Raw genomic sequence first — 24,802 nt, 5'->3', positions numbered from 1 at the left:
GATGGACATGTCGCAGTACAAAAGCCTCTTCCTCTCCGAGAGCAGGGAGTACCTGAAGACCATCTCCGACCAGGTGGTCGCCTTGGAGCAGGCTCCTGCCGAGAGAAGCGCCGTCGACGCCCTCTTCAGGGGAGCCCATTCGCTCAAGGGGATGGCCGCCTCTATGGAGTACGGCGACGTCGTGGTGGTGGCGCACAGCATGGAAGACCTGATGGCGCGGGTCCGGGACGGTGCCCTTTGCTTCGAGGCCGGGGTGGCCGATCTGCTCCTGGAGGGTGTGGACCTGATCGACGTCATGCTGGCCGACGTGGAGGCGGACCGGGAATGCACCCGCCCTCCCGACGACTTCGCGGAGAGGCTCCGGGGTTACACGCCGGCTCTCCCGAAAAAGCAAGCGCCCGCGGGGGAGCCCCCGGCGGAGCACCCAGCGCCCCAGGCGGCGCAGCCGGGAGGCGAACCCGAGAAGGCCAAGGAGCCGGCCGGCGAGGCGAGCGGCACGGTGCGGGTGAAGACGGAGCTTCTGGATCACCTGATCAACCTGACCGGCGAGCTGGTCACCAACAAGCACCGGCTGTTGAACGTGGCGCAGGAGGTGGCAAGCCCCGCCTTGAACGACGCGGTCTCCGAGACCGGGAAGCTTCTGCGCGCCCTGCACGACGAGGTCATGAAGGTGCGCCTGATGCCCTTCGAGGCGATCTGCGACCGCTTCCAGCGCTCGGTCCGAAGCCTCGCCAAGAAAAGCGGCAAGGAAATCAACTTCGAGCTGTCCGGCCGCGAGATCGGCATGGACCGCGGCATGCTGGAGCAGTTGGTCGATCCGCTGAACCACATCCTGAGAAACGCCGTGGACCACGGCATGGAGGAAAGCGCAGAGCGGGCGGCGCAGGGCAAGCCCCCCCGCGGGACGGTGAAGCTCTCCGTTTCCCGCGACCGTGACCGCATATCGATCCAGGTAAGCGACGACGGCCGGGGGATGGAACCGCAGAAGATGATTGAAGCGGCCGTCGCCAAGGGGGTGATCACCCCGGAAGAAGGGGCGCTCCTGTCGCCGCGCCAGGCGCTGATGCTCTCCTGCATCCCGGGCTTCTCGACCGCCAAGGTCGTCACCGACATCTCGGGGCGCGGCGTCGGCATGGACGCGGTGAACGCGGCCATCCAGAAGCTTGGGGGAACCCTGGTGATAGAGAGCGAGCCCGGACAGGGAAGCACCTTCACGCTCAGGCTCCCCATGACCATCGCCATCATCCACGCGCTGGTGGTGCAGTGCGGCAACGTGAAAGGGGCGGTCCCGGTGACGGGGGTGCTGCGCACCGTCGAGCTGGCGCGCCACCAGATCGAAACCATGGGAAAGCGGCAGATGTTCCAGCTGGACGGCGAGGCCATCCCGCTTTTGAGCCTGAACCGGATACTGGGCCTGCCGCTGGGGCGTTTCCCCAACGGGATCCTGCCGCTCTTCGTCACCGAGGCGAAGGGGAGGCGGGTCGGCATCGTGGTGGACCGCTTTCTAGGGCAGCACGAACTCTTCGTAAAACCTTTCGGCAGGCCTTTATGCAAGATGGCCGGACTCGCCGGCGGGGCGACGCTCGGGGACGGAGAAATCGTCACCATCCTCGACCTGGCCGGCCTGTTGTGAGTTAAGCGGCAAAACAGTTTCCCGGGCTTTTACCGGGGCAACGTCTAACGGAGGCTTACATGCCCAATCCCGTCCTGCAACAGGCCGACCTGGCCGCACTGACCGAGGTGTGCAAACTCGGGATGGAACATGCCGCGACCGCCCTGTCTCAGTTGATGGGGAAAGGGGTGTCCATCGAGGTCCCCCGCCTGAAGTTCGTCGACAGCGAGAAGCTGGCCGAACTGATCGAGCAGGAGCAGGAGGCGACGACGCTGCAGCTGCAGATCCTCGGCAACGTCCGGGGGAGCATCGTGATCCTCCTCCCCCAGCAGAACGCGCTGCGCGTCGTGGAACTTTTACTGGGGAAGGCGCCAAATCCCGAAGCACCGCTCTCGGAGCTGGAGCGTGCGACCCTGATGGAGGTCGGCAACATCCTCGCATCGGCCTGCCTGAACGCCCTGGGAAACACGCTCAAGATGACGCTGCTCCCCTCGGTCCCGACCCTGGTGAGCGGAAGCGACGAATTCTTCGCGCGGATCCAGGAGCAGGGAGGCGAAAGCGAGAGCATCGTCATGATCGACGCCATGTTCTCCGTCGACGACGCCTGCTGCGGCGGGAGCATCTTCCTGGTACCGGCCGCCTCCTCGCTGGAGGCGATGCTGGCGGCGCTGTAAACATAATGAAATGGTTGCGCGCCATCGGGTTGTGTGTCAGAATGCCCGGTCAAATCGCTGCCACAGCAACACACAGAAAGGTCCCGAGCCCTTGCCCGAGACCTTCACTACTTTCAGAGGTCGACATGAAATTGATCAGAGTTTCGATGCTAGTCATGGCGCTGGTTGCGCTTTCCGCAACGATGTCGTTTGCAGCCGAACTTTCGCAGGTGGTCCGGACCCTGGAGCAGGGTTACGCTGGCCTCAACGACCTGCAGGCCGATTTCAGCCAGCGCAGCCTCATCAGGGCGATGCGTCGCGAGGAGAAGGGTGGGGGCGAGCTTCTGATCAAGAAGGGGGGCGGAAAAGACTCCATGTTCCGCTTCAACTACACCAAGCCCAAGCAGCAGATCGTCTCCAACGGCAAGACCGTCTGGTATTACATCCCGGACCAGAAACAGGTGATGATCATGGACCTGGCCCATCTTTTCGAGGCGGGGAACGGCATCGCCATGAACTACCTGGCAGGACTGGGGCAGGTGTCGAGGGACTTCAAGATCAGCTTTGCCGACCAGCAGCGCGACAAAAACGGGAACTACCAACTGGAGCTGATCCCCAACAGGAAAAGCCCGGCCATGGCGAAGCTCATCCTGGTTATCGACGGCAAGGCGGTGGAAACCTTCATCTCCAAGGGGCGCCCCGGGACTCCGTTCCCCGTCGTCTCCTCCACCGTAGTCGACCAAGCGGGAAACAGCACCAGAATGGATTTCAGCGGCATCAAGACCAACCGCGGGATCTCCGACAGCAAGTTCAGCTTCAAGGTCCCCGCGGGGGTTGAAATCGTAAAAAACAGATAAAGATTGAAAAAACAGATAGAGATAGAGATAAAGATTGAGGAAAGGCTAAAAAACTCAGATAGAGATAGAGATAAAGATAGAGGAAAGGCCTAAAAAGCAGATACTCACCAGATTGGTTCACCTTTATCTTTACCTTTATCTCTATCTGATTCTAGGGGGTTGGTTCACCTTTATCTTTATCTTTATCTCTATCTGATTCTAGGGGGTTCTATGCCATCGTTCGACATCGTATCCAAGGTCGACATGCAGGAGGTCGACAACGCCATCAACCAGACTGTGAAGGAGATCGCACAGCGCTATGACTTCAAGGGGTCGAAGTGCGAAGTGACCCTGGAGAAGGAAAACATCAAGGTGCTGGCCGACGACGACTTCAAACTGAAGGCGGTCATCGACATACTGCAGTCCAAGTTCATCAAACGCAACATCTCCCCCAAGTCGCTGCAGTACGGCAAGGCGGAGCAGGCCTCCGGCAGCATGGTGCGCCAGATCATCACCCTGCAGGTGGGGATCTCCAAGGAGAAGGCGAAGGAGATCGGTCAGGTCATCAAGGAGACCAAGCTCAAGGTGCAAAGCCAGATCCAGGACGACCAGCTCCGTGTCACCGGAAAGAACATAGACGACCTGCAGGAGGTGATCCGGGTGCTTAAAGGGAAGGACCTCGACATCGATATGCAGTTCGTGAACTTCAGAAGCTAGAAAAGCAAGAGAGGTTTTTTTTGAGCGAGAAGACTAAGGAAAAAGTGAGCCTGGTGAGCCTGGGCTGCCCGAAGAACCTGGTGGATGCCGAGGTGATGCTCGGCTACCTGTCGCAGGACGAGTACGAGGTTACCACCGACGAGACCCAGGCGGATATCATCGTGGTCAACACCTGCTCCTTCATAAAAGAGGCGAAACAGGAGAGCATCGACACCATCCTGGACCTGGCCGACAGGAAGCATGACGCACGCTGCAAGCTGCTCATCGTCACCGGCTGCCTCCCCCAGCGCTACCAGCAGGAACTCGCCAAGGAGCTCCCCGAGGTCGACATCTTCATCGGTACCGGCGACTACCCGCGCATCGCGGAGATCATCGCCGAGAAGAAGCAGACCGAGGAGCAGCTCTGCTACACCGGGGATCCCAACTTCGTCTACAACGACGAGGTCCCGCGGCTTCAGTCGTCGCCGCACTACACGGCCTATCTGAAGATAGCCGAGGGATGCTCCAACAACTGCTCTTACTGCGTCATCCCGTCTCTGCGCGGCGGCCACCGCTCGCGCCCGCTGGCGACGCTTCTGGCCGAGGCGAAGGCGCTGGTCGAGGGAGGGGTCAAGGAGCTGAACCTGATCGCCCAGGACATCACCGCCTACGGCCGCGACCTGGAGGGAAAACCGAGCCTGGAGCTTCTGATCAAGGAACTGGTCAAGATGGAGAAGCTCAAGTGGATCAGGCTTTTGTACGCCTATCCCGACGGGGTGACCGACTCGCTGATCCAGCTCATCAAGGAGGAGCCCAAGGTCTGCAAGTACCTCGACCTCCCCATCCAGCACATCAGCGACCCGGTGCTCTCCAACATGAAACGCAGAAGCGGCGAGGCCGAGATCAGGACCCTGATCTCCAAGCTGCGCCGCGAGATACCGGACATCGCCATCAGGACCTCGCTCATCGTCGGCTTCCCGGGCGAGACCACCGACGACTTCAAGAAGCTCTTGCAGTTCGTCGAGCAGACCCGCTTCGATCGCCTCGGGGTCTTCTGCTACTCCAGGGAGGATGGGACCCCTGCGGCGGAGATGCCGGACCAGGTGTCCGAGCGGATCAAGAGGGAGCGCCACAAGAAGCTGATGCGGACCCAGGCACGCGTTTCCTTCAAGCACAATAGGACCTTGGTTGACAGTGAAGAGGACGTATTAGTTGAAGGTTACAGCGAAGAAACTGAGCTCTTGCTCAAAGGTCGTTCCTCACGGCAAGCACCTGATGTCGATGGTCTGGTGTATATCACTGCAGGTAATGCCAACGTCGGTGACATAGTGAGATTGAAGATTACTGATTCCTCTGATTACGACTTGATAGGTGAAATCGTAGACTAGGCTTTCTACTTGACATGAACCCCTATTGCTGTATTATTGCGTCGCTTTGAGGGACACCAACAGTACGGAGTGTATTTTTACATGACAGAAAAACCGGAAGAAATGAAAGCGATGCTCCTCAAAATGAAAGAGGAGACGCTTAAAGAGATCAACAAGACTGTGAAGTCTGGTTCAGACGTTCCCGTTAACGAACCGAGCGGGGATATCTACGATCAGGCTTCCAGCGAGCGCGACCGTGAACTCGGCCTTTTGCTGGGGGACAGGGAGCGTGAAAAGCTGCGCCATATCGACGAAGCGCTGCTGCGGCTCGAAGAAGGAGAGTACGGCATCTGCGAAGAGTGCGAGGAGGAAATTCCCATCGGGCGGCTGAAGATCGTTCCCTTTGCACGGCACTGCGTCAAGTGCAAGGCAGACCTCGAGAAGCAGCAGGCACAGACCAAACGCTTCGAAGAGGACCGCGCCTACCGCGAGATCGCGCTGGGCGAGGAAGAGGAAGGGTAATAAGGACTAAAGGCTTTCACCACAGAGGACACAGAGGTTCACAGAGGAGAATCTGAGGAAAGGCTTTAAAGATTGAATAAAGAAGAGGGGACGGTAGCGATACCGTCCCCTCTTTTGTTTTATGCAGTGTAATCCCCCCTCCCGTCAAGGGGGGGGACTCACGGATGCTCTATCGGCGGGCCGTTGTTGATCAGTCTCTGGTAGTCGGACTTGGGTATCTCGCTGTGCCAGTGCCCGGCCACCCTCCCTACCAGGGTCCCCCCCACGAAGATCACTACCACGAGGGCCGCGAACACCATGCCGGGAACCACCTTCCCTCCCTTGAGACGCACCTGCAGCGCCTCGGGTTTCGGGCAGGAACTCACGCAACGCAGGCAGCCGATGCACTCCTCGGAGCAGACCCGCTTAGCGTTCATCACGTCGAGATGGGACGGGCAGGCCTTGTTGCAGTTGCCGCACGAGATGCAGGCGCTCTGCATCCTTTCCACCTTGGCCGGGGCGAGGCGGGAGAGCACCGCCAAGAGCGCGCCGTACGGGCAGAAAAAGCGGCAGAACGGGTTGCGGAAAAAGAAGGACAAAAGCAGGAACCCGGAGATGAAAGCCAGCGGCAGCCCCGACAGGTTCAGGAAGAAGTCGAGCATCTTCACGTCGGCCGTCTTGTTGTAGTCGGAAAGGATGAAGGAGGCGACGCTGTCCGGCGCCATCAACACCAGGATCGAGAAGAGGAAGAAGAGGACCAGCAGGTACTTGATGGGGCGCAGGAGCCAGTCCAGCCAGAGCCAGACGCGGTAGTTGCGCCCGAAGATCTTGTGCCCAACCTTCCAGCAGAGCTCGGTGATAGTAGAAACCGGGCAGATCCAGGAACAGAAGGAGCGCTTCAGAAGGACGGACACCGCGATGACGGCTAAAAGGACCACCAGCGCCGCGGGATGGACCGGGTTGATGGAACCCGAGGTGAGCCACCCCTTGAGGCTGACCAGGCCGGAGATGGGGAGGAAGGCCTCGACCCCGTCCGGGCGCTCCACGAAGGGGGTCGCGCCGCCGGAGCGGAAGTGCTGCACGAAGCGGTAGAAGGTCACCCCAAGGTAGAGGGAAAAAAGAAGAAAGCCCCACTGAACCGCGATTCTTACCTGTTGTACTTTTTTTTCAGCCATTTCCTCACCTTCACTACCGATATAGAGCCAGCTGCCTGGCATTAACTAACATGGCGCCGCCCTCACCCGACTCTCTTGGGGAGGGAAAACATTTGCGACTTATTTTGTCACTACCACCTGATATGGTTGCATCATCAAAGGATGGAGGTGGCAAACATGGAACCGATGGTCATAGGAGCAGTTCCCATAGTTATCTACTGCGGCTACCTGACGGTGAAGGACATCGTCGCCGATCTGCGTCAGGAAGGCTTCCTAGTCAACCCCTTGTCCAGCAAATGGCGCGGATGCACGTTGGAGAGCGCGGTCAAAAGGCTCTTCTTCACCAGGGGGTTGTCCCGCTCCAAGGTCTCCAGCAACTCTTTCATCTTCTTTCGCTGCAGGTCGGCGGTGCCGCAGACCGGGCAACAGCAGCAGACCACGGGGAAGCGGTTGTTGCGCGAGAACGGGATTATCTCCTTCTCCGGCACGTAAACCAAAGGCCTGATCACGGTGGTGACGCCGTTGTCGGCCAGCATGCTCGGGGCCATCGCCTTCAGGGAGCCTACGAAGAACTGGTTCAGGAGCAGGGTCTCGATGAAGTCATCCATGTGGTGCCCGAGCGCGAGCTTGTTGCAGCCGTACTGCTGGGCCAGGGTGTAGAGCGTCCCCCGCTTCAGCCTGGCGCAGATGGAGCAGTACGAGGAATTGGGGCGCCGCTTCTCGGAGATGATGTCGTAGTGGTCGGTCTTCTCCATGTGATAGGTGAAGCCGTGCTCGCGCAGGTGCTCCTCGATGATGTCGGCGCGGTAGCCGCGGTAGCCGGAGTCGATGTTGATCGCCACCAGCTCGTAGCGTACCGGCGCGCGCCTTCTCAGGGTCTCCAGCATGTGCAGCATGGTGTAGGAATCCTTCCCCCCCGATACCGCCACCGCGACCCGGTCCCCCTCGGAGATCAGGTCGAACTCCGCTATGGCCTTCCCCACCCGGTTCTTGATCCGGGTGAAGGCGGCGTCCTCAATAAGCGCCACGGCAACCTCCCGCGGAGAGCGCCTGATCCTGCGTACTTGCGTCCATATTACTTGGCGCTCCCTGCCGCTGCGGCAGCGGTTCCCAGGACCTTGGCACGGAAAGCCTCTATCCCCATCTCCTCTACCAGCTTGCCGATGCGCCCCTGCTGCGGATCGTTCTTGTAAAAATCGACCACCTTGGCGACGATCTCCAGCACCTCTTCCTCGCTCTGCACGTTGTCCACCAGCATTTCGCCCAGGCGCGGCCTGGGGCCGGCGTTGCCGCCTACGAAGATGCGCCAGCCCTTGTTGTGCCCGACGATGCCGATGTCCTTCACGCCCGACTCCGAGCAGGAAAGGAGGCAGCCGGAGACCCCCATCTTCATCTTGTTGGGAAGTTCCATGGCGTGGTAGATCCGGTCCAGCTTGAGGCCGAGCGACGCGGAATCGAGTACCGCCCTCTTGCAGTGCTGGGTGCCCGGGCAGACCTTGACGCTCCTGACGCAAAGACCGATGGCCGCGCCGGGGTTCTGCGCCAAGTCGCTCCAGATGGCGTCCAGCTCTTCTTCCTTGGCGCCGATCATGGCGATACGCTGCGCCGAGGTGATTTTGAGAGCCAGGTTGTACTTGTCCGCCACGTCGCAGATCTTCCTGAGCGTCGCCGTGTCGGTGAAGCCGCCCGGAATGTGCGGCGCGATGGCGTAGGTTTCGCGGTCGCGCTGGAGGATCGCGCCTTTAGTGGGGATATCTTTCTTGGTCATAGCTTCAGTCATCATCTGCTCCTTTGTCCGGTAATAAATTGATGCATGTCAAATACGGCTAACTTTAAAGGCACTCACCACAGAGGACACAGAGGTACACAGAGGAAAATCCAAAAGCAAAGGCGTTTTTGGGTTAAACCAAAAGTTTTTCGCCTTCCTCTGTGACCTCAGTGACCTCTGTGTTCCGCCCTTGATTTTATGAACTTCACCAACTCTACGGCGATCTCGTACTTCCCGAAGGGGGGTATCAGGTAGAATCCACCCACCCTCCCCATAGTCGCCTCGATGAATTCGCGGGCGATGGCCAGCCCCTCGCGTACCCCTTCCTCCCCCGTCTTACCCGCCATCCGAGCCCTTATGCCGTCAGGAATGGTGATGCCGGGGACTTCGTTGTGCAGGAATTCGGCGTTGCGGCCGCTCACCAAGGGGAGCACGCCGGGTAGGATAGGTATCCCCAGGTGCGCGGTCTGCTCCATCATCTGCTCGAACCGCTCCAGGTCGTAGATGGGCTGGGTCTGGGCGAAGCAGGCGCCGTTGGCCACCTTCTTCGCGAGCCGCGCCACCTGCACCTCCATCTTCTGGGTGTTGGGATTGAAGGCGGCGCCGATGGTGAATCCGGTGCCGGCGCCGATGGGGTTTCCCAGCGCGTTGACGCCGCGGTTCAGGTCGCTCAAGAGCTTGATCAGCGTGAAGGAGTTGAGGTCGAAGACGGAGGAGGCGCCGGCCTCCTCGCCGAGGCTCGCCGGGTCACCGGTTACGGCGAGGATGGAGCTCACTCCCAGAAGGCTCGCCCCCATCAGGTCGGATTGAAGCCCGATCAAGTTGCGGTCGCGGCAGGTGATATGGGCGATGACCTCGATCCCGACATCGCGCCGGATCAGGGAGGCGAGCGCCAGGTTCCCCATGCGCACGCGCGCCAGCGGGTTTTCGGCGAGGTTGATGGCGTCGGCACCGGCCTCTTTGAGTGCGCGGCTCCCGGCCAGTATCCTGCTGCAGTCGAGCCCCTTCGGTGGGTCAAGCTCGACGGTGACCACCATCTCCTTCCCCCAGAGGTCGAGAAAACCGGAGGCTGCAGTCTTGGCCTTTTCCGAGGCGGGGGTGCGGCTCACGGCGCCGACGGCTACGCGCGCTGCGGGACGGGCTCCCTTAAGGCGCTGTGCCATGACCCGGATATGCTCAGGGGTGGTGCCGCAGCACCCTCCCACCAAGACGGCGCCTGCCGCGACCATTTCCTCGGCCCGGGCGGCGAAGTAGTCGGGGGTGGTCCGGTAGATGTAACGCCCGTCGACGTATTCGGGGAAGCCGGAGTTGGGGTAGGCGGCCAGGGGAAGGTCCGTGACCGCAGCGATCCGCTTCAGGGTGGCGAGGAGCTCCAGGGGGCCGGCGCCGCAGTTGGCGCCCACGAGGCTCGCGCCGGCCGCGGCGAGTCTCAGAGCCGCGTCCTCGGCCTCGATGCCGCCGGCAAGCCTCGAACCTTCCCCGAAGGCAAGGTTCGCCACCACGGGGAGCCCGGTCTCGCGGGCAGCAGAGAGCGCCGTTTCCAGCTCGTCCAGTTCGGAGAAGGTTTCCAGGATGAGGAGATCCACGCCGCCCTCGGCGAGGGCCGCTGCCTGGAGGCGGAAGGAGTCGCGCACCTGGTCGGCGCTCATCTCCTGCTTGCCGCGACCCATGGGTCCCATGGAACCGGCGACGAAGACGTCGCGCACCTTAGCGGCGCGGCGGGCGAGGATCGCCCCCTGGCGGTTGATGTCGGCCACCTTGCCGCCGATGCCGATGGCGGAGAGCTTGGCGTAGTTGGCGCCGAAGGTGTTGGTCTCGATCACCTGCGCTCCCGCCGCCAGGTACTCGGCGTGCAGGTCGAGCACCAGTTGCGGCCGCACCAGGTTCAGGTGCTCGAAGTTGGCGTCTAGCGCCACGCCCTTCGCATAAAGCATGGTCCCTATGGCGCCGTCGCCGATCAGCACCTCATGCGCCACCCGCTCCAGAAAAGATCCGCCCATGTTAGCGTCCCCCCAGCACCTTGATCAGGTGCGGCACCAGCTGTTTCTTGCGCGACATGACCCCTTTCATCTCGAATACCTGCGGCTCGGGCTGGGGGTACCCCATGAAGCGGCTGTACCCCTGCCCCCCCTCCATGAGGAACATGGTGCTCTCGCTGGAGATGTCGGTGACCATGAGCCCCGCGACTTCCAGCCCCTCCTTCTCGCGCAGGGAGGCGAGCGCTCCCCTGAGATCCGCCTTCATCTCCTCGAACTCGGCAAAGCCGAACACCTCGACCTGACCCACGCCGAAGCGGATCTCCCCCTGGTTGAAGAGCTTGAAGTCGGAGACGACCACGCGGTCGGGGCTCCCGTAGCCGGAGAGCGCCCCCGAGGCGGCGAAGATCTCGGCGCCGAACGCCTGCCAGTCGAGCCCCGCCAGCGCGGCTAACCTCGAAACTGCGTCGCGGTCCCTGCCGGTGGTGGTCGGGGACTTGAGGATGACGGTGTCGGATAGTATCCCCGCCAAAAGAAGCGCCGCGATGTCGGAGGGGGGCGTCACCCGGTGCTCCTCGTAAAGAGAGGCGACGATGGTGCAGGTGCTCCCCACCGGGGCCGTGATGAAGGGGATGGGGTTGCTGGTAGGGGGGTTCCCCAGCTTGTGGTGGTCGACGACCTCCAGGATCTCCAGATCCTCCGCCCCCGGCACCGACTGCGAGAGCTCGTTGTGGTCCACCAGTATCAGCGCGTAAGGGAGCGGCGCGAAGAGCGACGACTTGGTGGCGACGCCGGCAAGGGTTCCGTCCTCCTCGAGGACCAGCACGGCGGTCTCCCCCGAGTGCAGGAGCTTCTCCCTGAGGCGCCCGAGCGGCGCCCCCACGGTGACGCTCTCGAAACCGGGCTCGGCGAGGTGTCCGGCCGGGGTCGCGAGCCTGGCCCGCGACACGGTCGCCGCGGTGTCGAGCGGCGTGGACAAAAGCGCCACCCCGTTTTCCGCGGCCAGGCGCACCACCTCCTCGTCCACGGCGAGCCCGCCGGTTACGACCAGAAGGCGCACTCCCCGCTCGATCGCCGAGAGCTGGATCGAGCGCCTGTCGCCGGTAACCACCACGAGGTTCACCGGGTCGAACCCTGCTATCTTGGCGTTGAAGGACTCCTCCGCCATGGCCCCGACGAAAAGGTGTAGCGTCTCCACCGCGGCTTCACCGGAGCCGGCGAGAAAGCTCGCTTCGAGGCAGGCGGCGAGCGAATCGAGCGACGCGGTGACGAGCCGTAGCGACGCCGGTCCGGTCGCAAGCGAGCGCTCCGCGATCTTCAAAAGCGGTATCACCCCGGTCGGCGCCCCCCGCTGGTCCAGGACCGGCAGAATCCTGATGCCGTGGTGGTGGAAGAGCTCCAGGGCGGTCAGAAGCGGCGCCGCCTCCTGCACCGTGACCGGGGTCCGCTGGATCACGTCGCGCACCTTGGGATGCACGTCGGCCAGATAAAGCGGCGCCTTGATCCCAAGCCGGGAAAGAAGCCAGGTGGTCTGCGGGTTAAGACCGCCGGCCATGGCTGCGGTTACCCTCTCCTCGCCCAGCTCACGTTTCAAGCGGGCATAGGCTATGGCCGAGGCGACCGAGTCGGTGTCGGGATTCTTGTGGCCGATTACGTAGATTTCTTTTTCCATGGTCCCCTTGGGTGATAAAAAGTCCGGCGGCTTCGGAAGAACAGATTAATTTAGTCGTCTTTTTGCCGCGATCTGTAATAGAATGACGCCGCGCAGAAAGCGAAAAGGAGAGCGAGAAATGCATGCAGTAGTGGATTGGCTGTTACAGACCATCGGGGCGCTGGGGTATCCCGGCATATTCCTCCTGATGGCGATGGAAAGTTCCATCATCCCCATCCCCAGCGAGCTGGTGATGCCCCCGGCAGGGTACCTGGCCCAGCAGGGACAGATGAACATGGCCTTGGCGATACTCTGCGGCACCGCGGGGAGCCTGATCGGCGCCTACGCGAACTATTACGCCGCGCATTACCTGGGGCGCCCCCTGGTGCTCAAGTACGGAAAGTACGTCTTCATCACCGAGGAGAAGTTCGCCAAGGTGGAGAAATTCTTCCTGAAGCACGGCGAGATCTCGACCTTCATAGGTAGGCTCCTGCCGGTGGTCAGGCACCTCATCTCGCTCCCGGCGGGGCTTTCGGGCATGAACCACCTGAGGTTCTCCCTCTACACCCTGCTCGGCGCCGGCATCTGGTGCACCGTTCTCACCGTCATCGGCTACGTCATCGGCAGCAATCAGGAGCTGATCATGAAGTACTCGCACCAGGCCGTTCTCGGCGTGGTGGTTGTGAGCGCCCTTCTGATCGCCGTCTACGTCTGGTGGCAGCGCAGAAACGGCAACTGCGGCGCCGGCGAAGCCCAGCCCAAGTAACCCGGGTAAAACAAGGGCGGGTCCAGGACCCGCCCCCATTGGCACATTTTCTGTAAAAGGGGGACAGGCTACTTTTTGTTTTCAAAAAGTAGCCTGTCCCCTTTTTCGGTTGCGGCTACTTGGGAACCTTCTCCCAGTCTTCGAGGAACTTCTTGATCCCGGCGTCGGTCAGCGGGTGCTTGGCGAGCTGCAGCATCACGGAGTACGGGATGGTGCAGACGTCGGCGCCGATCAGCGCGGAGTCGAGCACGTGGATCGGGTTCCTGATGCTGGCCACGATGATCTCGGCGTCCATGCCGTAGTTGTCGAAAATGGTCCTGATTTCCTGGATGATCCCCATGCCGTTCTGGGAGATGTCGTCCAGCCTCCCCACGAACGGGGAGACGTAGGTGGCGCCGGCTTTGGCGGCCAGAAGTGCCTGCATCGGGGTGAAGATCAGCGTCACGTTGGTCTTGATCCCGCGCTTGTAGAGGGTCTTCGTGGCTTTGAGACCTTCCGGGGTCATCGGCAGCTTGATGACGATGTTCGGGTGGATCTTCGCCAGCTCGGTCGCCTCGGCGATCATGCCGTCGTGCTCGAGGGAGATCACTTCCGCCGAGATGGGGCCGTCCACGATCCCGGTGATTTCCTTGATGACTTCTTCGAAGCGCCGGCCGCTTTTGGCGATCAGGGACGGATTGGTGGTCACACCGTCCACCAGCCCGAGCTCGTTTGCCTCCCGAATTTCCTTAACGTCCGCTGTGTCGATAAAAAACTTCATCTTTCCTCCGCTTGGTTTGTTGTTACCTCTGCTGCTGAATCTGCTCGAACCGCCTGAGGCAGTCCATGGAGCAGAAGTGATAGCGTCTTCCTGCCAGATTGCCGACCACCGCGTCGGCCTCCGATATATACACGCCGCAAACCGGATCCTGGAAGGTCTCCGCCGCGGCCGGTTCCTTTTTGGCGATCTTCGCCTCGGACTTCCCCTTGAGCATCCGGTAGGCGAGGTAGCCAAGGAGCACCCAGATCAGTATCTTCACACCTTCCCCCTAAAGCTTGACCACCTTCTCGGTGGCGGTAAGTGCAGCCAAAAGCTGCGAGACGGTTTTGCCTGTGACGGGATACACTAGGTCGGGGGCGAGGTCGGCCAGCGGCTGCAGCGCGAAACGCCGCTCCGCCAGGCGCGGGTGCGGAATGGTGAGCCGGTCCGAGTCGAGCACCAGCTCCCCGTAGAGGAGGATGTCCAGGTCCATGCTGCGGGCGCCCCAGCGCTCTGAAGGCTTGCGCTGGAAGACTTCGGTCTCCACCCGCTTCAACTCGTCCAGGAGCAGGAAAGGAGAGAGTGTCGTTTCAATGCGCGCCACGGCGTTGTAGAAGTTGTCCTGGGGAACGCCCCCCACGGGCTCGGTCTCGTAGAACTGGGACACGCCGGTGACCCGCGTTCCGGGGAGCTTCCCCAGTTCGGCGACGGCCATCAGTAGCTTCAGCTCGCGGTCGCCGAGGTTGCTCCCCAACCCTATGTAGGCGCGCTCTTCCACAGCGTGGGATTAGAGCACAATTCCTTATTTTTTTCAACCCCGGCCGCTCATGAGCTAAAAGCGCGCCGGGCCCGGCGCGACCCCGCGCCAGTGCTGTTTTTACCAAGATTAAATGCTATAGTTTACAATCCTAACGCAGCGGGGCGTGTTGCCTTGCCGGCTGCGGGGCCATCGGAAACCGGGGGCGGGGACATGAGCAGATCCGAAAATTACCTACAGGCGGGTACCGGCGGGAAGGTCGGCGAAACCGATGCCGAAGAGTTGTACCGGCAGGGATCCGAGGCGCTACAGACAAGGAACTTCGCCGTGGCGTTCAGGCTCCTGCGGGCAGCACTGGACCAAAAGCGCTCGCCCGAGCACCTTTCGCAGTTCGCACTGGCGCTCACACACTACACCGGCAACGACAAGGCGGGGGTGGCCCTGTGCCAGGAGGCGATCAGGAGCGAGCCAAGGAACCCGAACCACTTCCTGCGGCTGGGAACCATCTACCTGATCTCCGGGCGCAAAAAGGAGGCGGTGCGCATCTTCAACCTCGGGCTCAGGGTCGGGCGCCACGCCGGCATCACCAGGATCCTGCAGGCCCTGGGGCAGCGCGACAAGCCGGTGCTACCCTTCCTGGCCCGCACCAACCCGCTCAACAAGTATCTCGGCAAGATGAGGAACAACTTTTTCAAGAAGGACCGTTAGGCAGGGGCTAGGGACTGGGGACTAGGGGCTGGCAAAGGCCGCTAAGCAGGGGCTAGGGAGGGTGAGGATGATACATTACCTGACGCTGAAGAGCAGGGAGAGGACCGAGCTGATCGACATCACGGCGCGGGTGGAGGATCTCATCGCCGCTTCCAGTATCGGCAGCGGATGCTGCGAGATCTTTGTCCTCCACACGACGGCGGCCGTCACGGTCAACGAAGGGGCCGACCCGGCGGTCAAGCGCGACATCAGCAACTGCCTGGACCGGCTGGTGCCGGACGCGCACTACTTCACCCACGCCGAAGGGAACTCCGCGGCGCACGTGAAAGCGAGCATGATCGGGAGCTCGGAGCGGCTCCTGGTGGACCGGGGGAAGCTTCTTTTGGGAACCTGGCAGGTGCTTTACTTCTGCGAGTTCGACGGCCCCAGGGAGCGCCGCGTCGCGGTGAAAATCTGCGGCGAATAGAAAAAACTGCCTTTACCCGAAATGGTCGAAGCCGCCGTGGCCCGGGGCGTAGACGCCCCCACCGGGGGTGACGAGCTTTACTTCCGGGGTGGCGGTAATCTCGCCGATCACCGAAAGCCTAAGCGCCAGCTTAGCGAAAAGCGCCTCCACCTCCCCCCTCTTTCCCGGGGCGATACAGAACAAAAGCTCGTAGTCCTCCCCTCCCGAAAGCGCCAGCGCATACGGGTCGTCGCCGCAGGCGGCCCGGTACTCGTCCGAAAGCGGCAGCTTGGCGAGTTCAAGCCTGGCGCCCACCCCGGACATCTCGCGGATGTGCCCCAAATCCCCCAAAACACCGTCACTTACGTCGATCATCGCAGTGGCGAGCCCGCCTTCGGCGAGCGCCACCCCGGCGGCAACCCTGGGGGTCGGGTCGAGCTGGCGCGACACCAGAAAACCTTCCCGCACCCCTTGTCGAAGCGCCACAAGCCCCGCCGCTGCGTCGCCCACCGTACCGGATAGGCAGATGAGGTCCCCCGGACGCGCGCCGCTTCGCTTCAGCACCAGCTCCGGGCGCTGCTCGCCCAAGGCCGTGATGGAGATGGCTATCCCCCCCTTGGAGGCGCAGGTGTCGCCCCCTACCAGGGTGGCGCCGAAGCGCTCGGCCTGCTCCAGCACCCCCGCCATGAAGCGGTCCATGAACTCGATCGGGACTTCCTTCCCGAGGGCGATGCCGAGCAGGAACTGGCGTGGGTGGGCACCCATCGCCGCCAGGTCCGAGAGATTCACCGAAAGGGATTTTCTGCCGAGGCTTTCCGGGTCGCAAAAGGAGAGGTCGAAGTGGACAGACTCGAGAAGCATGTCGCAGGTGATCAGGGTGACACATTCCGGAGCAGGAACGAGAGCCGCCGCGTCATCCCCGATGCCTAGAAGCACCGAGGGGGACGCGGCGACATTTTTCTTGATGCGGTCGATCAGGCCGAATTCGCCCAGTTCCGCCAGTCTCAAGCCTTGCCCCTCACCCCGGTGGGGGGAACGGTGACCCGTCGGGCAACCTTGCTCTTCGGGGGCTCGGTCTTGGAGGGCTTGGGCTTCGAGGCCGCCCGAGGGGGATAGATCTCCAGCGCCACGGCGAGGACTTCGTCGATGTTGGACGCGGGGACGATCTTCAGCTTCTTGAGGATGGTCTTCGGCACGTCTTCCAGGTCCTTCTGGTTCTGCACCGGGATCACCACGGTGGTGACGCCAAGCCGCGCAGCGGCGAGGATCTTCTCCTTGAGCCCTCCGATGGGGAGCACCTTGCCGCGCAGCGTGATTTCGCCGGTCATGGCGACTTCTTTTCTCACCGGAATCTTCGTCAGCGCCGAAACCAGGGCGGTCGCCATGGTTACCCCGGCCGAGGGGCCGTCCTTGGGGATGGCTCCCGCCGGAACGTGGACGTGGATGTCTGTGGTGGAGTTGAAGTCTTCCGGGATGTCGAAGTCGGCGGTCTTCGAGCGGATGTAGGAGAGTGCGGCCTGCACCGATTCCTTCATCACGTCCCCCAACTGCCCGGTCAAGGTCAGCGCCCCTTTCCCTTTCATCACGGTCGCCTCGACGAAGAGCACCTCGCCTCCGACCGGGGTCCAGGCAAGCCCCGTGACCACCCCTACCTCGTTCTTCTCCATCTCCTCTTCGCGCAGGAACTTCGGCGGCCCCAGGTACTTGGCCACGGTCCCGGCACTGATGGCGAAGTGCTCGCCCTTTCCTTCCGCGACCTTCCTGGCCACCTTGCGGCAGATGCTGCCGACCTCGCGCTCCAGGTTCCTGAGCCCCGCCTCGCGGGTGTACTTGGAGATCACGGTCCTAAGCGCCTCGTCGGAGAAGGCGACGATATCATCGGTGATGCCGTTTTCCTTCACTTGCCGCGGCACCAGATAGCGTTTGGCGATGCCGAGCTTCTCCTCCTCGGTGTATCCGGAGAGGTTGATCACCTCCATCCTGTCCCGCAAAGGCCCCGGGATGGTGTCCATCTGGTTCGCCGTGGCGATGAACATCACGTTGGAGAGGTTGAAGGGAAGGTTTATGTAGTGGTCCGAGAAGCTGTTGTTCTGCTCCGGGTCGAGCACCTCCAGAAGCGCCGAGGAGGGGTCGCCGCGGAAATCGGAGCCTAGCTTGTCCAGCTCGTCCAGCATGAAGACCGGGTTGTTGGAGCCGGCCTGCTTGAGCCCCTGGATGATCCGGCCCGGAAGGGCGCCCACGTAGGTGCGGCGGTGGCCGCGGATCTCGGCCTCGTCGCGCACGCCGCCCAGGGAGATGCGCACGAACTTCCTCCCCATGGCGCGGGCGATGGACTTCCCTAACGAGGTCTTCCCCACACCCGGAGGTCCGACGAAGCAGAGGATGGGTCCTTTCATCTTCTTCTTGAGCTTTCTCACCGCCAGGAACTCGAGGATGCGCTCCTTCACCTTTTCCAGGAAGTAGTGGTCCTCGTTGAGGATCTCGGAGGCGCGGTTGATCTCCAGGGAGTCCTTGGTCGATTTGCCCCAGGGGATGTCCACCATCCAGTCGAGAAAGGTGCGCAGCATCCCGGCCTCGGCGGCGTCGGGGTGCATCTGCTCCAGGCGCCCCAGCTGCTTCAGGGCCTCCTTCTCCACCGGCTGCGGCATCTTGGCGCTCTCGATCGACTTCCTGAGCTCGGCGATCTCCTCGCTCCTCGCGTCGGTCTCCCCAAGCTCCTGCTGGATGGCGCGCAGCTGCTCGCGCAGGTAGTACTCGCGCTGGCTTTTCCCCATCTCCTCCTTGGCGGCAGACTGGATGCGGGCCTGCATGTTCAAGAGCTCGCTCTCCTTGTTCAGGAGGTCGTTGACCCGCTTCAGGCGCTCCAGGGGATCGATCACCTCGAGAAGACCCTGCGCCTCCTCGACCTTGAGCCCGATGTTGCTGGCGACGAGGTCGGCGAGGGAGCCGGGCTCCTGCATGTTCTCGACGATGACCATCACCTCGGGGGAGACGGCCTTGCCGAGCGCCACGATCTTCCCGAGTTCTTCCTTCACGGTGCGGATCAGCGCCTCCGCCTCAAGGGTGTTCTCCTGCAGCGCCGGCTCCACGATCCTGTCGATGCGCACGGAATAGAAGGGCTTCTCGGCCAGGTACTCGGTGATCCGCGCCTTGGTGAGCCCCTGAACCAGGATCTTCACCCTCCCGTCCGGGAGCTTCAGCATGCGCATGATCATCGCCACGGTCCCTACTTCGTAGATCGCCTCCGGCGCCGGGTCCTCGTCGCCTACGTCCCTCTGGGTCGCCAGGAAGATCATGCGGTCCTTGGAAAGGGCGTAATCGACGGCGCTGATGGAGATCTCCCGACCGACGAAAAGCGGCAGAATCATGTAGGGATAGACAACCACGTCCCTCACCGGGAGCAGCGGCAGAACATCCGGTATATTAAGTTCTTCGGTCTCCTGCCTGTTTTCCATGTACCTCTCCTTACTCTTCTATCTGAATCTCCCGGATATGCGGCTTTTCCCCTTTGCACCACGGGATGACCACGGTGAGCAGCCCCCGCCGGTAGCGTGCCGAGACCCGCTCCAGATCGGCTCCCGGCGGGAGTTCGATGGCCCGGCAGAAGCGGCCGGCAGAGCGCTCAAGGCAGCTGTAGTTGACGCCGGAAAGCGCGCCCTCGCGGGTGGAGCCTTCCACGACCAAGGTGGAGCAGCAGATACTCAGGGAGATGTCCTGCACGTCGCAGCCGGGAAGTTCCGCCTCGACCACGAAGGAACTGTCCGTCTCATAGATATCCACCAGGGGGGAGTGCTCCTTCTCGCCGAACCCTTCCCGCCCTTCCAGCGTGGAGAGATAACGGAAGATCTCGTCCATCTGCTGGCGGAACAGCCCCAGCCACTCCAACGGTTCTTTGGGAATCACCGCCATTACGCCCCTCAAGGCGGCCGGACGCCCCTGGTGGCAGGACGTTCTCCGGGCCTTTAGTACATACAAAAAGGCCGGCCCCCGTGGTGGCCACGGCTGACCGGGTGCAGAAGATTTAACCATCTTTATCATGAAAGTCAAGGTAATCCGCCCTAACCTAACACCCCCCCACTGTTTGCAAGGGTTTCCAGACGCAAAGCTCCGTCATCGTTAATGATTGGCGATTTGCAATTGAATTTAATAGTGCTGATGTGTATAATCCGCCAACTTCACGGGACCCCCTCTGTCCCCGCAGCGCCCGGCACCGCTCGCCGGGAATACGTCGGCGCCAGCTTCCCGGTGCCTTCCCACAACATCGAAAACAAAAGGGCCATACATGAAAAGATATGCAGCGCTATCCTCGCTTCTTGCGGTGACCCTGTTCTCCACCGGGTTCAACTGGCCGTTTCCTTCGGGCAACGCCTGCCGCGACGCCAAGCGCATCATCATGGAGCTCTCCCCGCAAGCGGGCGAGCAGAAGAGGAAGGAAGCCGAGAAACGGGTGGCGGAACTCTGCCCGACCGGGCCTGCCGGACACTACCTGAAGGGGCTCACCTTCGAGAGAAGCGGCAATGTCGACGCCGCCATAAGCGAGTACCGCGAGACCCTCTCCCTCGACCCCGAATTCTATCCCGCCAGCGGGAACCTGGGCCTTTTGCACCTGCAGAAGGGAGCCGGCGAGGAAGCTGCCGTGGAGCTTGCCGCGGGGCTTAAGGCCGGCGACCCCCGCTACCACGCAGGGCTTGCCCGGGTCATGGCGGACAAGCAGATGCACCTGCTCGCCATCTTCCACTACAACGAGGCGATTGCCGCCTTCCCCGACGACGCGGCGCTTTACACGGGCATCGCTGCATCCTACAACGCTGCGGGGCAGAAGCAGAAGGCCGAGGACGCCTACCGCAGGGCCCTGGTCTTGCAGCCCGACAACGCGCAGGCCCGCTTTGGCCTTGGCGCCCTTCTCTTGGAGCGTGGCGAGGCCGACAAGGCGGTCAGCGAGTTGAAGCTCGCGGCGATCGCCCAGCCGGCCAACAAGGAGACACACCGGCTCTTAGCCGAGGCATACGCCCGCAAGGGTGACGCGAAGAGCGCCGACTACGAGCGGGGGCTCGCCGGCATCGGCTCGAAGCCGAAGGAACTTCCCAAGGTCGACCACATGGCGCTGGCTGAAAAGCACCGCCTGGCCAAAGAATACGAGATGGCCATCAGCGAGTACCGGCTGCGGCTGGCCGATGAGCCCGACGACGCGGTGGCCCAGCAGCGCCTGGGCGACACCCTGCTCGCGGTGGGACGCGAGGATGAAGCGATGTCGTACTACCGCGACGCGCTGAGAAACAAGGCGGAGAACCCCGAGCTCCATTTCAACCTGGCCGGGATCTATGAGCGCAAGGCGCTCTTGGACGAGGCGGTGGTCGAGTACCGCCAGGTACTGGCATCGAGCCCCGACAACCAGCAGGCGCGGCAGCGCCTGGCCGACATCTACACGCTGCGCGGCAGCTTCAACCAGGCCCTCGAACAGTACCAGGCGCTCATCAAGACAAACCCCGCCGACCCGGCGCTGCGGCTGAAGCTTGCGCGCGCCTACGTCAACAGCAAAGAGCTTGACGCCGCGGCCGAGGCCTACCATGCAGCCATCAAGCTGGACGGCGAGTCGGTGGACGCCCACCGCGAGCTCGCCAACCTGCAGAGAAAAAGAAACATGATCGACGAGGCGGCCGCCGAATACCAGGAAGTGCTCAGGCTGAAAAAGGACGACCAGGAAGTCCGCACCGCCCTCACCGCCATCTACGTCAAGAACAAGAACTACGATGCCCTGGCCAAGCTCCTGAAGGACGGAGTGGATCTCTCACCCAGCGACCCGAACGCGCACTACAAGCTAGGCCTGGTCTACGAATTCCAGAAGGATTACGACGCGGCCACCGCCCAATACAAGGAAGCGGTGACCCTGAAGCCCGACCACGCCAAGGCCCTGAACGCCATGGGACGGGTCCAGATGAAGGACGGCCACATCGCCGAGGCAAAGGAGTCGCTCGAAGCGGCGAGGAAGGCGGACCCCGAACTGGAAGAAGCCCAGGTCCTTTTGAGCAACATCAAGGACGAGTTCAACCCCGAGCCCAGGAGCTACCGCAAGCACAAGTCCTCCAACGGGAGCAAGGCCAAGAAAGGGAAGAAGGGTAAAAAAGGGAAGGAAGCGAAGAAATCCAAGAAGGACAGCGACGACAAGCCCGCCAAGAAATCCAAAAAGAAAAAGTCCAAGAAAAAGAGCAAGGAAGATTAAATAAAAGGGGGACAGGCTACTTTTCATTGGCGGAATCATACGCACGAACGAGAAAAGGCCGGGGAACTATGCCCCGGCCTTTTCCGTCTGTTCGCCCAGATGTATGAATTTTTACTAGGACTCTTCCGCGGGGAGCGGGATGATGGCCACCTTGGTCACCCCCGAACCGAGAAAACCCAGTTTCCTTGCCGCAGCGCGTGACAGATCGATGAACGGTACGCTTTTTTTGCGGCAGCGGTCGTTGATCACAACCGTGACTTCCTTATCGTTGGCGAGGTTCCTGACCCGAACCCTGGTCCCCAGCGGGAGGCTGTGATGGGCGGCGGTCATCTTTTCAGGATGATACCTTTCCCCGGACGTGGTCCGTCTCCCGTGGAACTTGCTGGCATAGTACGACGCTATGCCTACCAGTTTGTTCACCACCGATTTTTGTTGCGGTTCTACTTTTCCAACAGATGCCTCTACAGCGGTTTTTTCTACTTGTTCTGCAGCCAGCAGGGGAAGCGTGTGGATCGGGAAGAGCATCAAGACGAACGCGCAAATGCGTACCATCCTGCCGCTCTGCTCGGGTGATGCCATGCGCACCTCCTTTGTTGGGCGAGGCTCCCGTATAGCACGCTCTCGGCCTTAAGTCAAGCTTTCAGGAGCCCGCAGCGCCCTAACCTGCCGAGTTGCCGATGGTTTCTAATTAGCAGCGGAAACCTCTGTTGCCGCTTGTGGCGCCTCATGGCCCGTCCTGCGCCGTATGCTGGTGGTCTCGTTAATGATAACCACCTCCCGCGACGAGCCGTCGACTTCGGCGTTCGGGAAGGCATGGCGCTTCACCACGAACCATTTGCCCGTTTCCTTGTGCAGCAACTCCAGGTCCGGCGATGCAAGGTGCGCCCCCAGGCCGTGCTCTTTAAGGAACGCTTCGCAGTCCCTCCCCACGATGTCGCGGTGCGCCTTGCCGGTGAAGGTCTCCACGGCGCGATTGAACCTGCGGATCTTGCCGAACTGGTCGGCGAGGATGAACATGTCGCTGATGCAGTCCATGATCTCCTCCCACTCGCGGCGGATCACCTCCATCTGGTGAAAGACGTTCTTCAGCTCCTCGTGCTTCATGTAGAGGCGGGCGTCGCTCTCCAGAAGCTCCTTCTCCATCTGCCTCTGGTCCGTCACGTCGCGGGATATGGCGATCAGGCAGGCTTCCCCGTCGTACTCGATGACGTCCGCAGACCAGATCATCTCCCGGACTTCCCCCGATTTCACCCGGAAGCGGACATCCAGGTTGCGTACGTGCTCGTGCTGGTTCAAAAGCTTCAGCATCACCATGCGCGCATCGGGGTCTGCCCAAAGCCCGACCTCGGTGGAACTCTTGCCGATCACCTCGTCTCGCGAGTACCCGGTGATCACCTGGAACGCCTCGTTGACGTCGATGTAGGTTCCGTCCGCGGCGCGGGTGATGACGATGGAGTCGGGGCTTGCGTGGAAAGCCTTGGAGAACTTCTCCTCAGAGCTCCTGAGCGCCTCTTCCGCTTCGATGCGCCAAGTGATGTCCTGGTTGGTACCCACCATGTGCAGCGGGTTCCCCTGGGCGTCGTAGGTCACCTCGGCGCTGGCCGAGATGGTTCGCGCGGCGCCGCTTGGGAGCAAGATACGGTAGTCGATCTGGTAGGGCTTGCTGTTGTAGATCGCGTCGTTCGTCGAACGAACCACGCGCTCCAGGTCCTGCGGGTGCACCACCTGCAGGAACCAGTCATAGGTGGGGGTGAATCCTGCCGGGTCGAGCCCGAAAATGCGGTACATCTCCTCGGACCAGTTGAGCGAGTTGGTGCAGAGGTCCCAGTCCCAGTTACCGAGCCGGGCGATGCGCTGGGCGACGGCGAGGGTGGCCCGGCTCTTCCTGAGCTCCTCCTCCGCCTCCTTGTTCGCACTGATGTCGAGCAGCGACAGCACAGCCTGTTCGGTCCCGTCGACGGGCGCCCAGTTACCGGCCATGCTGCGCTGCGTGCCGGTTTTATCCTCCAGCAGCGCCTCGAAGGTGCGGCGTTGTGCGCCCGCTCCACGGTCGAGCACGCCTCCCTCCGGGCTTTTGACGAAATCGGTCCAGACCTTTTTCCCTTCGATCTCGCTGCGGCTGTACCCGCTGGCCGCCTCGAAGCCGCGGTTCACCGTCTGCAGCATCCCTCCCGGCTCTATGATGGCCATCGCGGTCCCGGTGTTCTCGAAGATGGCGCGGTACCTCGCCTCCGAGGCCACCAGCATCTCCTGCGAGCGCCTGCGCACCGTGATGTCCCTAGCCACGTAGAGCACCGTCTCCACATCCTGCTGCATTTCGCCCACCGGGTGAATGGAGACCTCCTCGTAACAGGTGCCGCCATCTGCCCCGCGGTAGTTGATCTCGAAGCTGACCGGGGCGGCGCCCCCGGCGCAGGCCGCGAGCTGCCCCAGCACCTGGTCCGTGAGACCGTTGCGGGCAAGGAGTTCGGGGAAGCTTCCGGCGGACTGCGCGTCCTTCAGCGCGTATTTCTGCACGAAAACGCTGTTGGCGTCGGAGACGGAGAGGGTGTCGGTCTTGATCACGCAGATGGCGTCGCGGGAGGAGCCGAAGAAGATCTTGGAGAGATCGTCGGAATGCCGCAGGGCCGTTTCCACCTTGCGCCCCTTTTCCCAGAGCTGGAAAAGTCCGGTGAAGAAGATACCGGCCAGGGTGGCGTAGAAAATGCGCATGGATATCTCGAACGGCTCGGGGGCCAGTAGCTGGTCGACGAACGACCTCCTCCCGAACACATAGGCGTCGACAAATGTGTCCCCGAGCCAGAACAGCAGGGAGAGACCGGCCGCCAACAGCGCATGCCCCTTCTTCAATTTCAACGTCTTTAACATCCGAACCGACCTCCAGGCAGCCAGCACTGCCGCTTCCACGTATCGACAGCGGGAAAGGATAACTTTAGCCATTCCCTCCCACAGG

Annotated in this window: 23 protein-coding genes; 10 read left to right on the top strand and 13 right to left on the bottom strand. The window is 61.9% G+C overall.

Going from position 1 to position 24,802, the window contains the following annotated elements; translation table 11 throughout:
* The first annotated feature begins 7 nt into the window (after positions 1 to 7).
* The 6 genes from GBEM_RS03085 to GBEM_RS03060 all read left to right on the top strand — a co-directional run bounded on the left by GBEM_RS03085 (position 8) and on the right by GBEM_RS03060 (position 5,686).
* Positions 8 to 1,633, top strand: a complete 1,626-nt coding sequence (locus GBEM_RS03085) for a chemotaxis protein CheA (RefSeq protein ID WP_226373922.1) — start codon at positions 8 to 10, stop codon at positions 1,631 to 1,633.
* Positions 1,634 to 1,692: 59 nt separating this feature from the next.
* Positions 1,693 to 2,286 (top strand): chemotaxis protein CheC, encoded by a 594-nt coding sequence (locus GBEM_RS03080; RefSeq protein WP_012529056.1) that lies wholly within the window; start codon positions 1,693 to 1,695, stop codon positions 2,284 to 2,286.
* Between the two features lie 125 nt (positions 2,287 to 2,411).
* Positions 2,412 to 3,122, top strand: a complete 711-nt coding sequence (locus GBEM_RS03075; RefSeq protein WP_012529055.1) for a LolA family protein — start codon at positions 2,412 to 2,414, stop codon at positions 3,120 to 3,122.
* A gap of 210 nt (positions 3,123 to 3,332) precedes the next feature.
* Positions 3,333 to 3,818 (top strand): YajQ family cyclic di-GMP-binding protein, encoded by a 486-nt coding sequence (locus tag GBEM_RS03070; RefSeq protein ID WP_012529054.1) that lies wholly within the window; start codon positions 3,333 to 3,335, stop codon positions 3,816 to 3,818.
* Between the two features lie 20 nt (positions 3,819 to 3,838).
* On the top strand, positions 3,839 to 5,185 hold the full coding sequence (gene rimO / locus GBEM_RS03065; RefSeq protein WP_012529053.1) for a 30S ribosomal protein S12 methylthiotransferase RimO: 1,347 nt from the start codon (positions 3,839 to 3,841) through the stop codon (positions 5,183 to 5,185).
* A gap of 81 nt (positions 5,186 to 5,266) precedes the next feature.
* Positions 5,267 to 5,686 carry a TraR/DksA family transcriptional regulator gene (locus tag GBEM_RS03060; protein WP_012529052.1) on the top strand — a complete coding sequence of 140 codons (420 nt, stop codon included), beginning with the start codon at positions 5,267 to 5,269 and terminating at the stop codon, positions 5,684 to 5,686.
* 158 nt (positions 5,687 to 5,844) lie between these two features.
* On the opposite strand, the gene GBEM_RS03055 is transcribed toward GBEM_RS03060, so the two are convergent.
* From GBEM_RS03055 to GBEM_RS03035, 5 genes are all read right to left on the bottom strand, one after another.
* On the bottom strand, positions 5,845 to 6,840 hold the full coding sequence (locus GBEM_RS03055; protein ID WP_012529051.1) for a 4Fe-4S binding protein: 996 nt from the start codon (positions 6,838 to 6,840) through the stop codon (positions 5,845 to 5,847).
* Between the two features lie 239 nt (positions 6,841 to 7,079).
* Positions 7,080 to 7,847 (bottom strand): tRNA 2-thiocytidine(32) synthetase TtcA, encoded by a 768-nt coding sequence (ttcA, locus tag GBEM_RS03050; protein WP_012529050.1) that lies wholly within the window; start codon positions 7,845 to 7,847, stop codon positions 7,080 to 7,082.
* A 47-nt stretch (positions 7,848 to 7,894) separates the two neighbouring features.
* Positions 7,895 to 8,599 carry a nitrite/sulfite reductase domain-containing protein gene (locus GBEM_RS03045; protein ID WP_012529049.1) on the bottom strand — a complete coding sequence of 235 codons (705 nt, stop codon included), beginning with the start codon at positions 8,597 to 8,599 and terminating at the stop codon, positions 7,895 to 7,897.
* A 155-nt stretch (positions 8,600 to 8,754) separates the two neighbouring features.
* Positions 8,755 to 10,587 (bottom strand): bifunctional homocysteine S-methyltransferase/methylenetetrahydrofolate reductase, encoded by a 1,833-nt coding sequence (locus GBEM_RS03040; RefSeq protein WP_012529048.1) that lies wholly within the window; start codon positions 10,585 to 10,587, stop codon positions 8,755 to 8,757.
* A 1-nt stretch (position 10,588) separates the two neighbouring features.
* Positions 10,589 to 12,235, bottom strand: a complete 1,647-nt coding sequence (locus GBEM_RS03035; protein ID WP_012529047.1) for a putative manganese-dependent inorganic diphosphatase — start codon at positions 12,233 to 12,235, stop codon at positions 10,589 to 10,591.
* Positions 12,236 to 12,353: 118 nt separating this feature from the next.
* Here GBEM_RS03035 and GBEM_RS03030 point away from each other — a divergent pair, with 118 nt between their 5' ends.
* Positions 12,354 to 12,980: a DedA family protein gene (locus GBEM_RS03030; RefSeq protein WP_012529046.1), complete on the top strand. Its 627-nt coding sequence runs from the start codon at positions 12,354 to 12,356 to the stop codon at positions 12,978 to 12,980.
* A gap of 115 nt (positions 12,981 to 13,095) precedes the next feature.
* Here GBEM_RS03030 and fsa read toward each other — a convergent pair whose 3' ends face one another.
* From fsa to folK, 3 genes are read right to left on the bottom strand one after another with little or no spacing between them, the layout of a single operon-like run.
* A complete protein-coding gene (gene fsa, locus GBEM_RS03025; RefSeq protein WP_012529045.1) occupies positions 13,096 to 13,740 on the bottom strand; it encodes a fructose-6-phosphate aldolase in 645 nt (214 codons plus the stop codon).
* A 22-nt stretch (positions 13,741 to 13,762) separates the two neighbouring features.
* Positions 13,763 to 13,999, bottom strand: a complete 237-nt coding sequence (locus tag GBEM_RS03020) for a YHS domain-containing protein (protein ID WP_012529044.1) — start codon at positions 13,997 to 13,999, stop codon at positions 13,763 to 13,765.
* A gap of 9 nt (positions 14,000 to 14,008) precedes the next feature.
* The gene (folK, locus tag GBEM_RS03015; RefSeq protein WP_012529043.1) at positions 14,009 to 14,497 is read right to left on the bottom strand and encodes a 2-amino-4-hydroxy-6-hydroxymethyldihydropteridine diphosphokinase; all 489 of its coding nucleotides are present in this window, start codon (positions 14,495 to 14,497) and stop codon (positions 14,009 to 14,011) included.
* 192 nt (positions 14,498 to 14,689) lie between these two features.
* Here folK and GBEM_RS03010 point away from each other — a divergent pair, with 192 nt between their 5' ends.
* On the top strand, positions 14,690 to 15,184 hold the full coding sequence (locus tag GBEM_RS03010) for a tetratricopeptide repeat protein (RefSeq protein WP_012529042.1): 495 nt from the start codon (positions 14,690 to 14,692) through the stop codon (positions 15,182 to 15,184).
* Positions 15,185 to 15,251: 67 nt separating this feature from the next.
* Positions 15,252 to 15,650 (top strand): secondary thiamine-phosphate synthase enzyme YjbQ, encoded by a 399-nt coding sequence (locus tag GBEM_RS03005; protein ID WP_012529041.1) that lies wholly within the window; start codon positions 15,252 to 15,254, stop codon positions 15,648 to 15,650.
* A gap of 12 nt (positions 15,651 to 15,662) precedes the next feature.
* On the opposite strand, the gene thiL is transcribed toward GBEM_RS03005, so the two are convergent.
* From thiL to GBEM_RS02990, 3 genes are read right to left on the bottom strand one after another with little or no spacing between them, the layout of a single operon-like run.
* The gene (thiL, locus tag GBEM_RS03000) at positions 15,663 to 16,637 is read right to left on the bottom strand and encodes a thiamine-phosphate kinase (RefSeq protein ID WP_012529040.1); all 975 of its coding nucleotides are present in this window, start codon (positions 16,635 to 16,637) and stop codon (positions 15,663 to 15,665) included.
* On the bottom strand, positions 16,634 to 19,084 hold the full coding sequence (lon, locus tag GBEM_RS02995; protein ID WP_012529039.1) for an endopeptidase La: 2,451 nt from the start codon (positions 19,082 to 19,084) through the stop codon (positions 16,634 to 16,636). Before lon ends, thiL begins: the two co-directional genes overlap by 4 nt.
* A 10-nt stretch (positions 19,085 to 19,094) precedes the next feature.
* Positions 19,095 to 19,538: an Hsp20/alpha crystallin family protein gene (locus GBEM_RS02990; RefSeq protein ID WP_012529038.1), complete on the bottom strand. Its 444-nt coding sequence runs from the start codon at positions 19,536 to 19,538 to the stop codon at positions 19,095 to 19,097.
* Between the two features lie 373 nt (positions 19,539 to 19,911).
* Here GBEM_RS02990 and GBEM_RS02985 point away from each other — a divergent pair, with 373 nt between their 5' ends.
* Positions 19,912 to 21,849, top strand: a complete 1,938-nt coding sequence (locus GBEM_RS02985) for a tetratricopeptide repeat protein (protein ID WP_012529037.1) — start codon at positions 19,912 to 19,914, stop codon at positions 21,847 to 21,849.
* A gap of 114 nt (positions 21,850 to 21,963) precedes the next feature.
* Here GBEM_RS02985 and GBEM_RS02980 read toward each other — a convergent pair whose 3' ends face one another.
* Together GBEM_RS02980 and GBEM_RS02975 are read right to left on the bottom strand one after the other, a co-directional pair.
* A complete protein-coding gene (locus tag GBEM_RS02980) occupies positions 21,964 to 22,428 on the bottom strand; it encodes a septal ring lytic transglycosylase RlpA family protein (RefSeq protein ID WP_012529036.1) in 465 nt (154 codons plus the stop codon).
* 105 nt (positions 22,429 to 22,533) lie between these two features.
* A complete protein-coding gene (locus tag GBEM_RS02975; RefSeq protein ID WP_012529035.1) occupies positions 22,534 to 24,717 on the bottom strand; it encodes a PAS domain S-box protein in 2,184 nt (727 codons plus the stop codon).
* Between the last annotated feature and the right edge of the window lie 85 nt (positions 24,718 to 24,802).

This window comes from Citrifermentans bemidjiense Bem, from assembly GCF_000020725.1.
Lineage (GTDB): Bacteria > Desulfobacterota > Desulfuromonadia > Geobacterales > Geobacteraceae > Geomonas > Geomonas bemidjiensis.
The sequence above is the reverse complement of the archived record's forward strand: the minus strand, read 5'-3'. Positions and strand labels throughout refer to the sequence as shown.

Coding starts and splice junctions, on each gene's coding strand:
- GBEM_RS03085 (WP_226373922.1), top strand. CDS start 8: ATGTCGCAGTACAAAAGCCTCTTCCTCTCCGAGAGCAGGGAGTACCTG.
- GBEM_RS03080 (WP_012529056.1), top strand. CDS start 1,693: ATGCCCAATCCCGTCCTGCAACAGGCCGACCTGGCCGCACTGACCGAG.
- GBEM_RS03075 (WP_012529055.1), top strand. CDS start 2,412: ATGAAATTGATCAGAGTTTCGATGCTAGTCATGGCGCTGGTTGCGCTT.
- GBEM_RS03070 (WP_012529054.1), top strand. CDS start 3,333: ATGCCATCGTTCGACATCGTATCCAAGGTCGACATGCAGGAGGTCGAC.
- GBEM_RS03060 (WP_012529052.1), top strand. CDS start 5,267: ATGACAGAAAAACCGGAAGAAATGAAAGCGATGCTCCTCAAAATGAAA.
- GBEM_RS03055 (WP_012529051.1), bottom strand. CDS start 6,840: ATGGCTGAAAAAAAAGTACAACAGGTAAGAATCGCGGTTCAGTGGGGC.
- GBEM_RS03045 (WP_012529049.1), bottom strand. CDS start 8,599: ATGACTGAAGCTATGACCAAGAAAGATATCCCCACTAAAGGCGCGATC.
- GBEM_RS03040 (WP_012529048.1), bottom strand. CDS start 10,587: ATGGGCGGATCTTTTCTGGAGCGGGTGGCGCATGAGGTGCTGATCGGC.
- GBEM_RS03035 (WP_012529047.1), bottom strand. CDS start 12,235: ATGGAAAAAGAAATCTACGTAATCGGCCACAAGAATCCCGACACCGAC.
- GBEM_RS03030 (WP_012529046.1), top strand. CDS start 12,354: ATGCATGCAGTAGTGGATTGGCTGTTACAGACCATCGGGGCGCTGGGG.
- fsa (WP_012529045.1), bottom strand. CDS start 13,740: ATGAAGTTTTTTATCGACACAGCGGACGTTAAGGAAATTCGGGAGGCA.
- GBEM_RS03010 (WP_012529042.1), top strand. CDS start 14,690: ATGAGCAGATCCGAAAATTACCTACAGGCGGGTACCGGCGGGAAGGTC.
- GBEM_RS03005 (WP_012529041.1), top strand. CDS start 15,252: ATGATACATTACCTGACGCTGAAGAGCAGGGAGAGGACCGAGCTGATC.
- lon (WP_012529039.1), bottom strand. CDS start 19,084: ATGGAAAACAGGCAGGAGACCGAAGAACTTAATATACCGGATGTTCTG.
- GBEM_RS02990 (WP_012529038.1), bottom strand. CDS start 19,538: ATGGCGGTGATTCCCAAAGAACCGTTGGAGTGGCTGGGGCTGTTCCGC.
- GBEM_RS02985 (WP_012529037.1), top strand. CDS start 19,912: ATGAAAAGATATGCAGCGCTATCCTCGCTTCTTGCGGTGACCCTGTTC.
- GBEM_RS02980 (WP_012529036.1), bottom strand. CDS start 22,428: ATGGCATCACCCGAGCAGAGCGGCAGGATGGTACGCATTTGCGCGTTC.
- GBEM_RS02975 (WP_012529035.1), bottom strand. CDS start 24,717: ATGTTAAAGACGTTGAAATTGAAGAAGGGGCATGCGCTGTTGGCGGCC.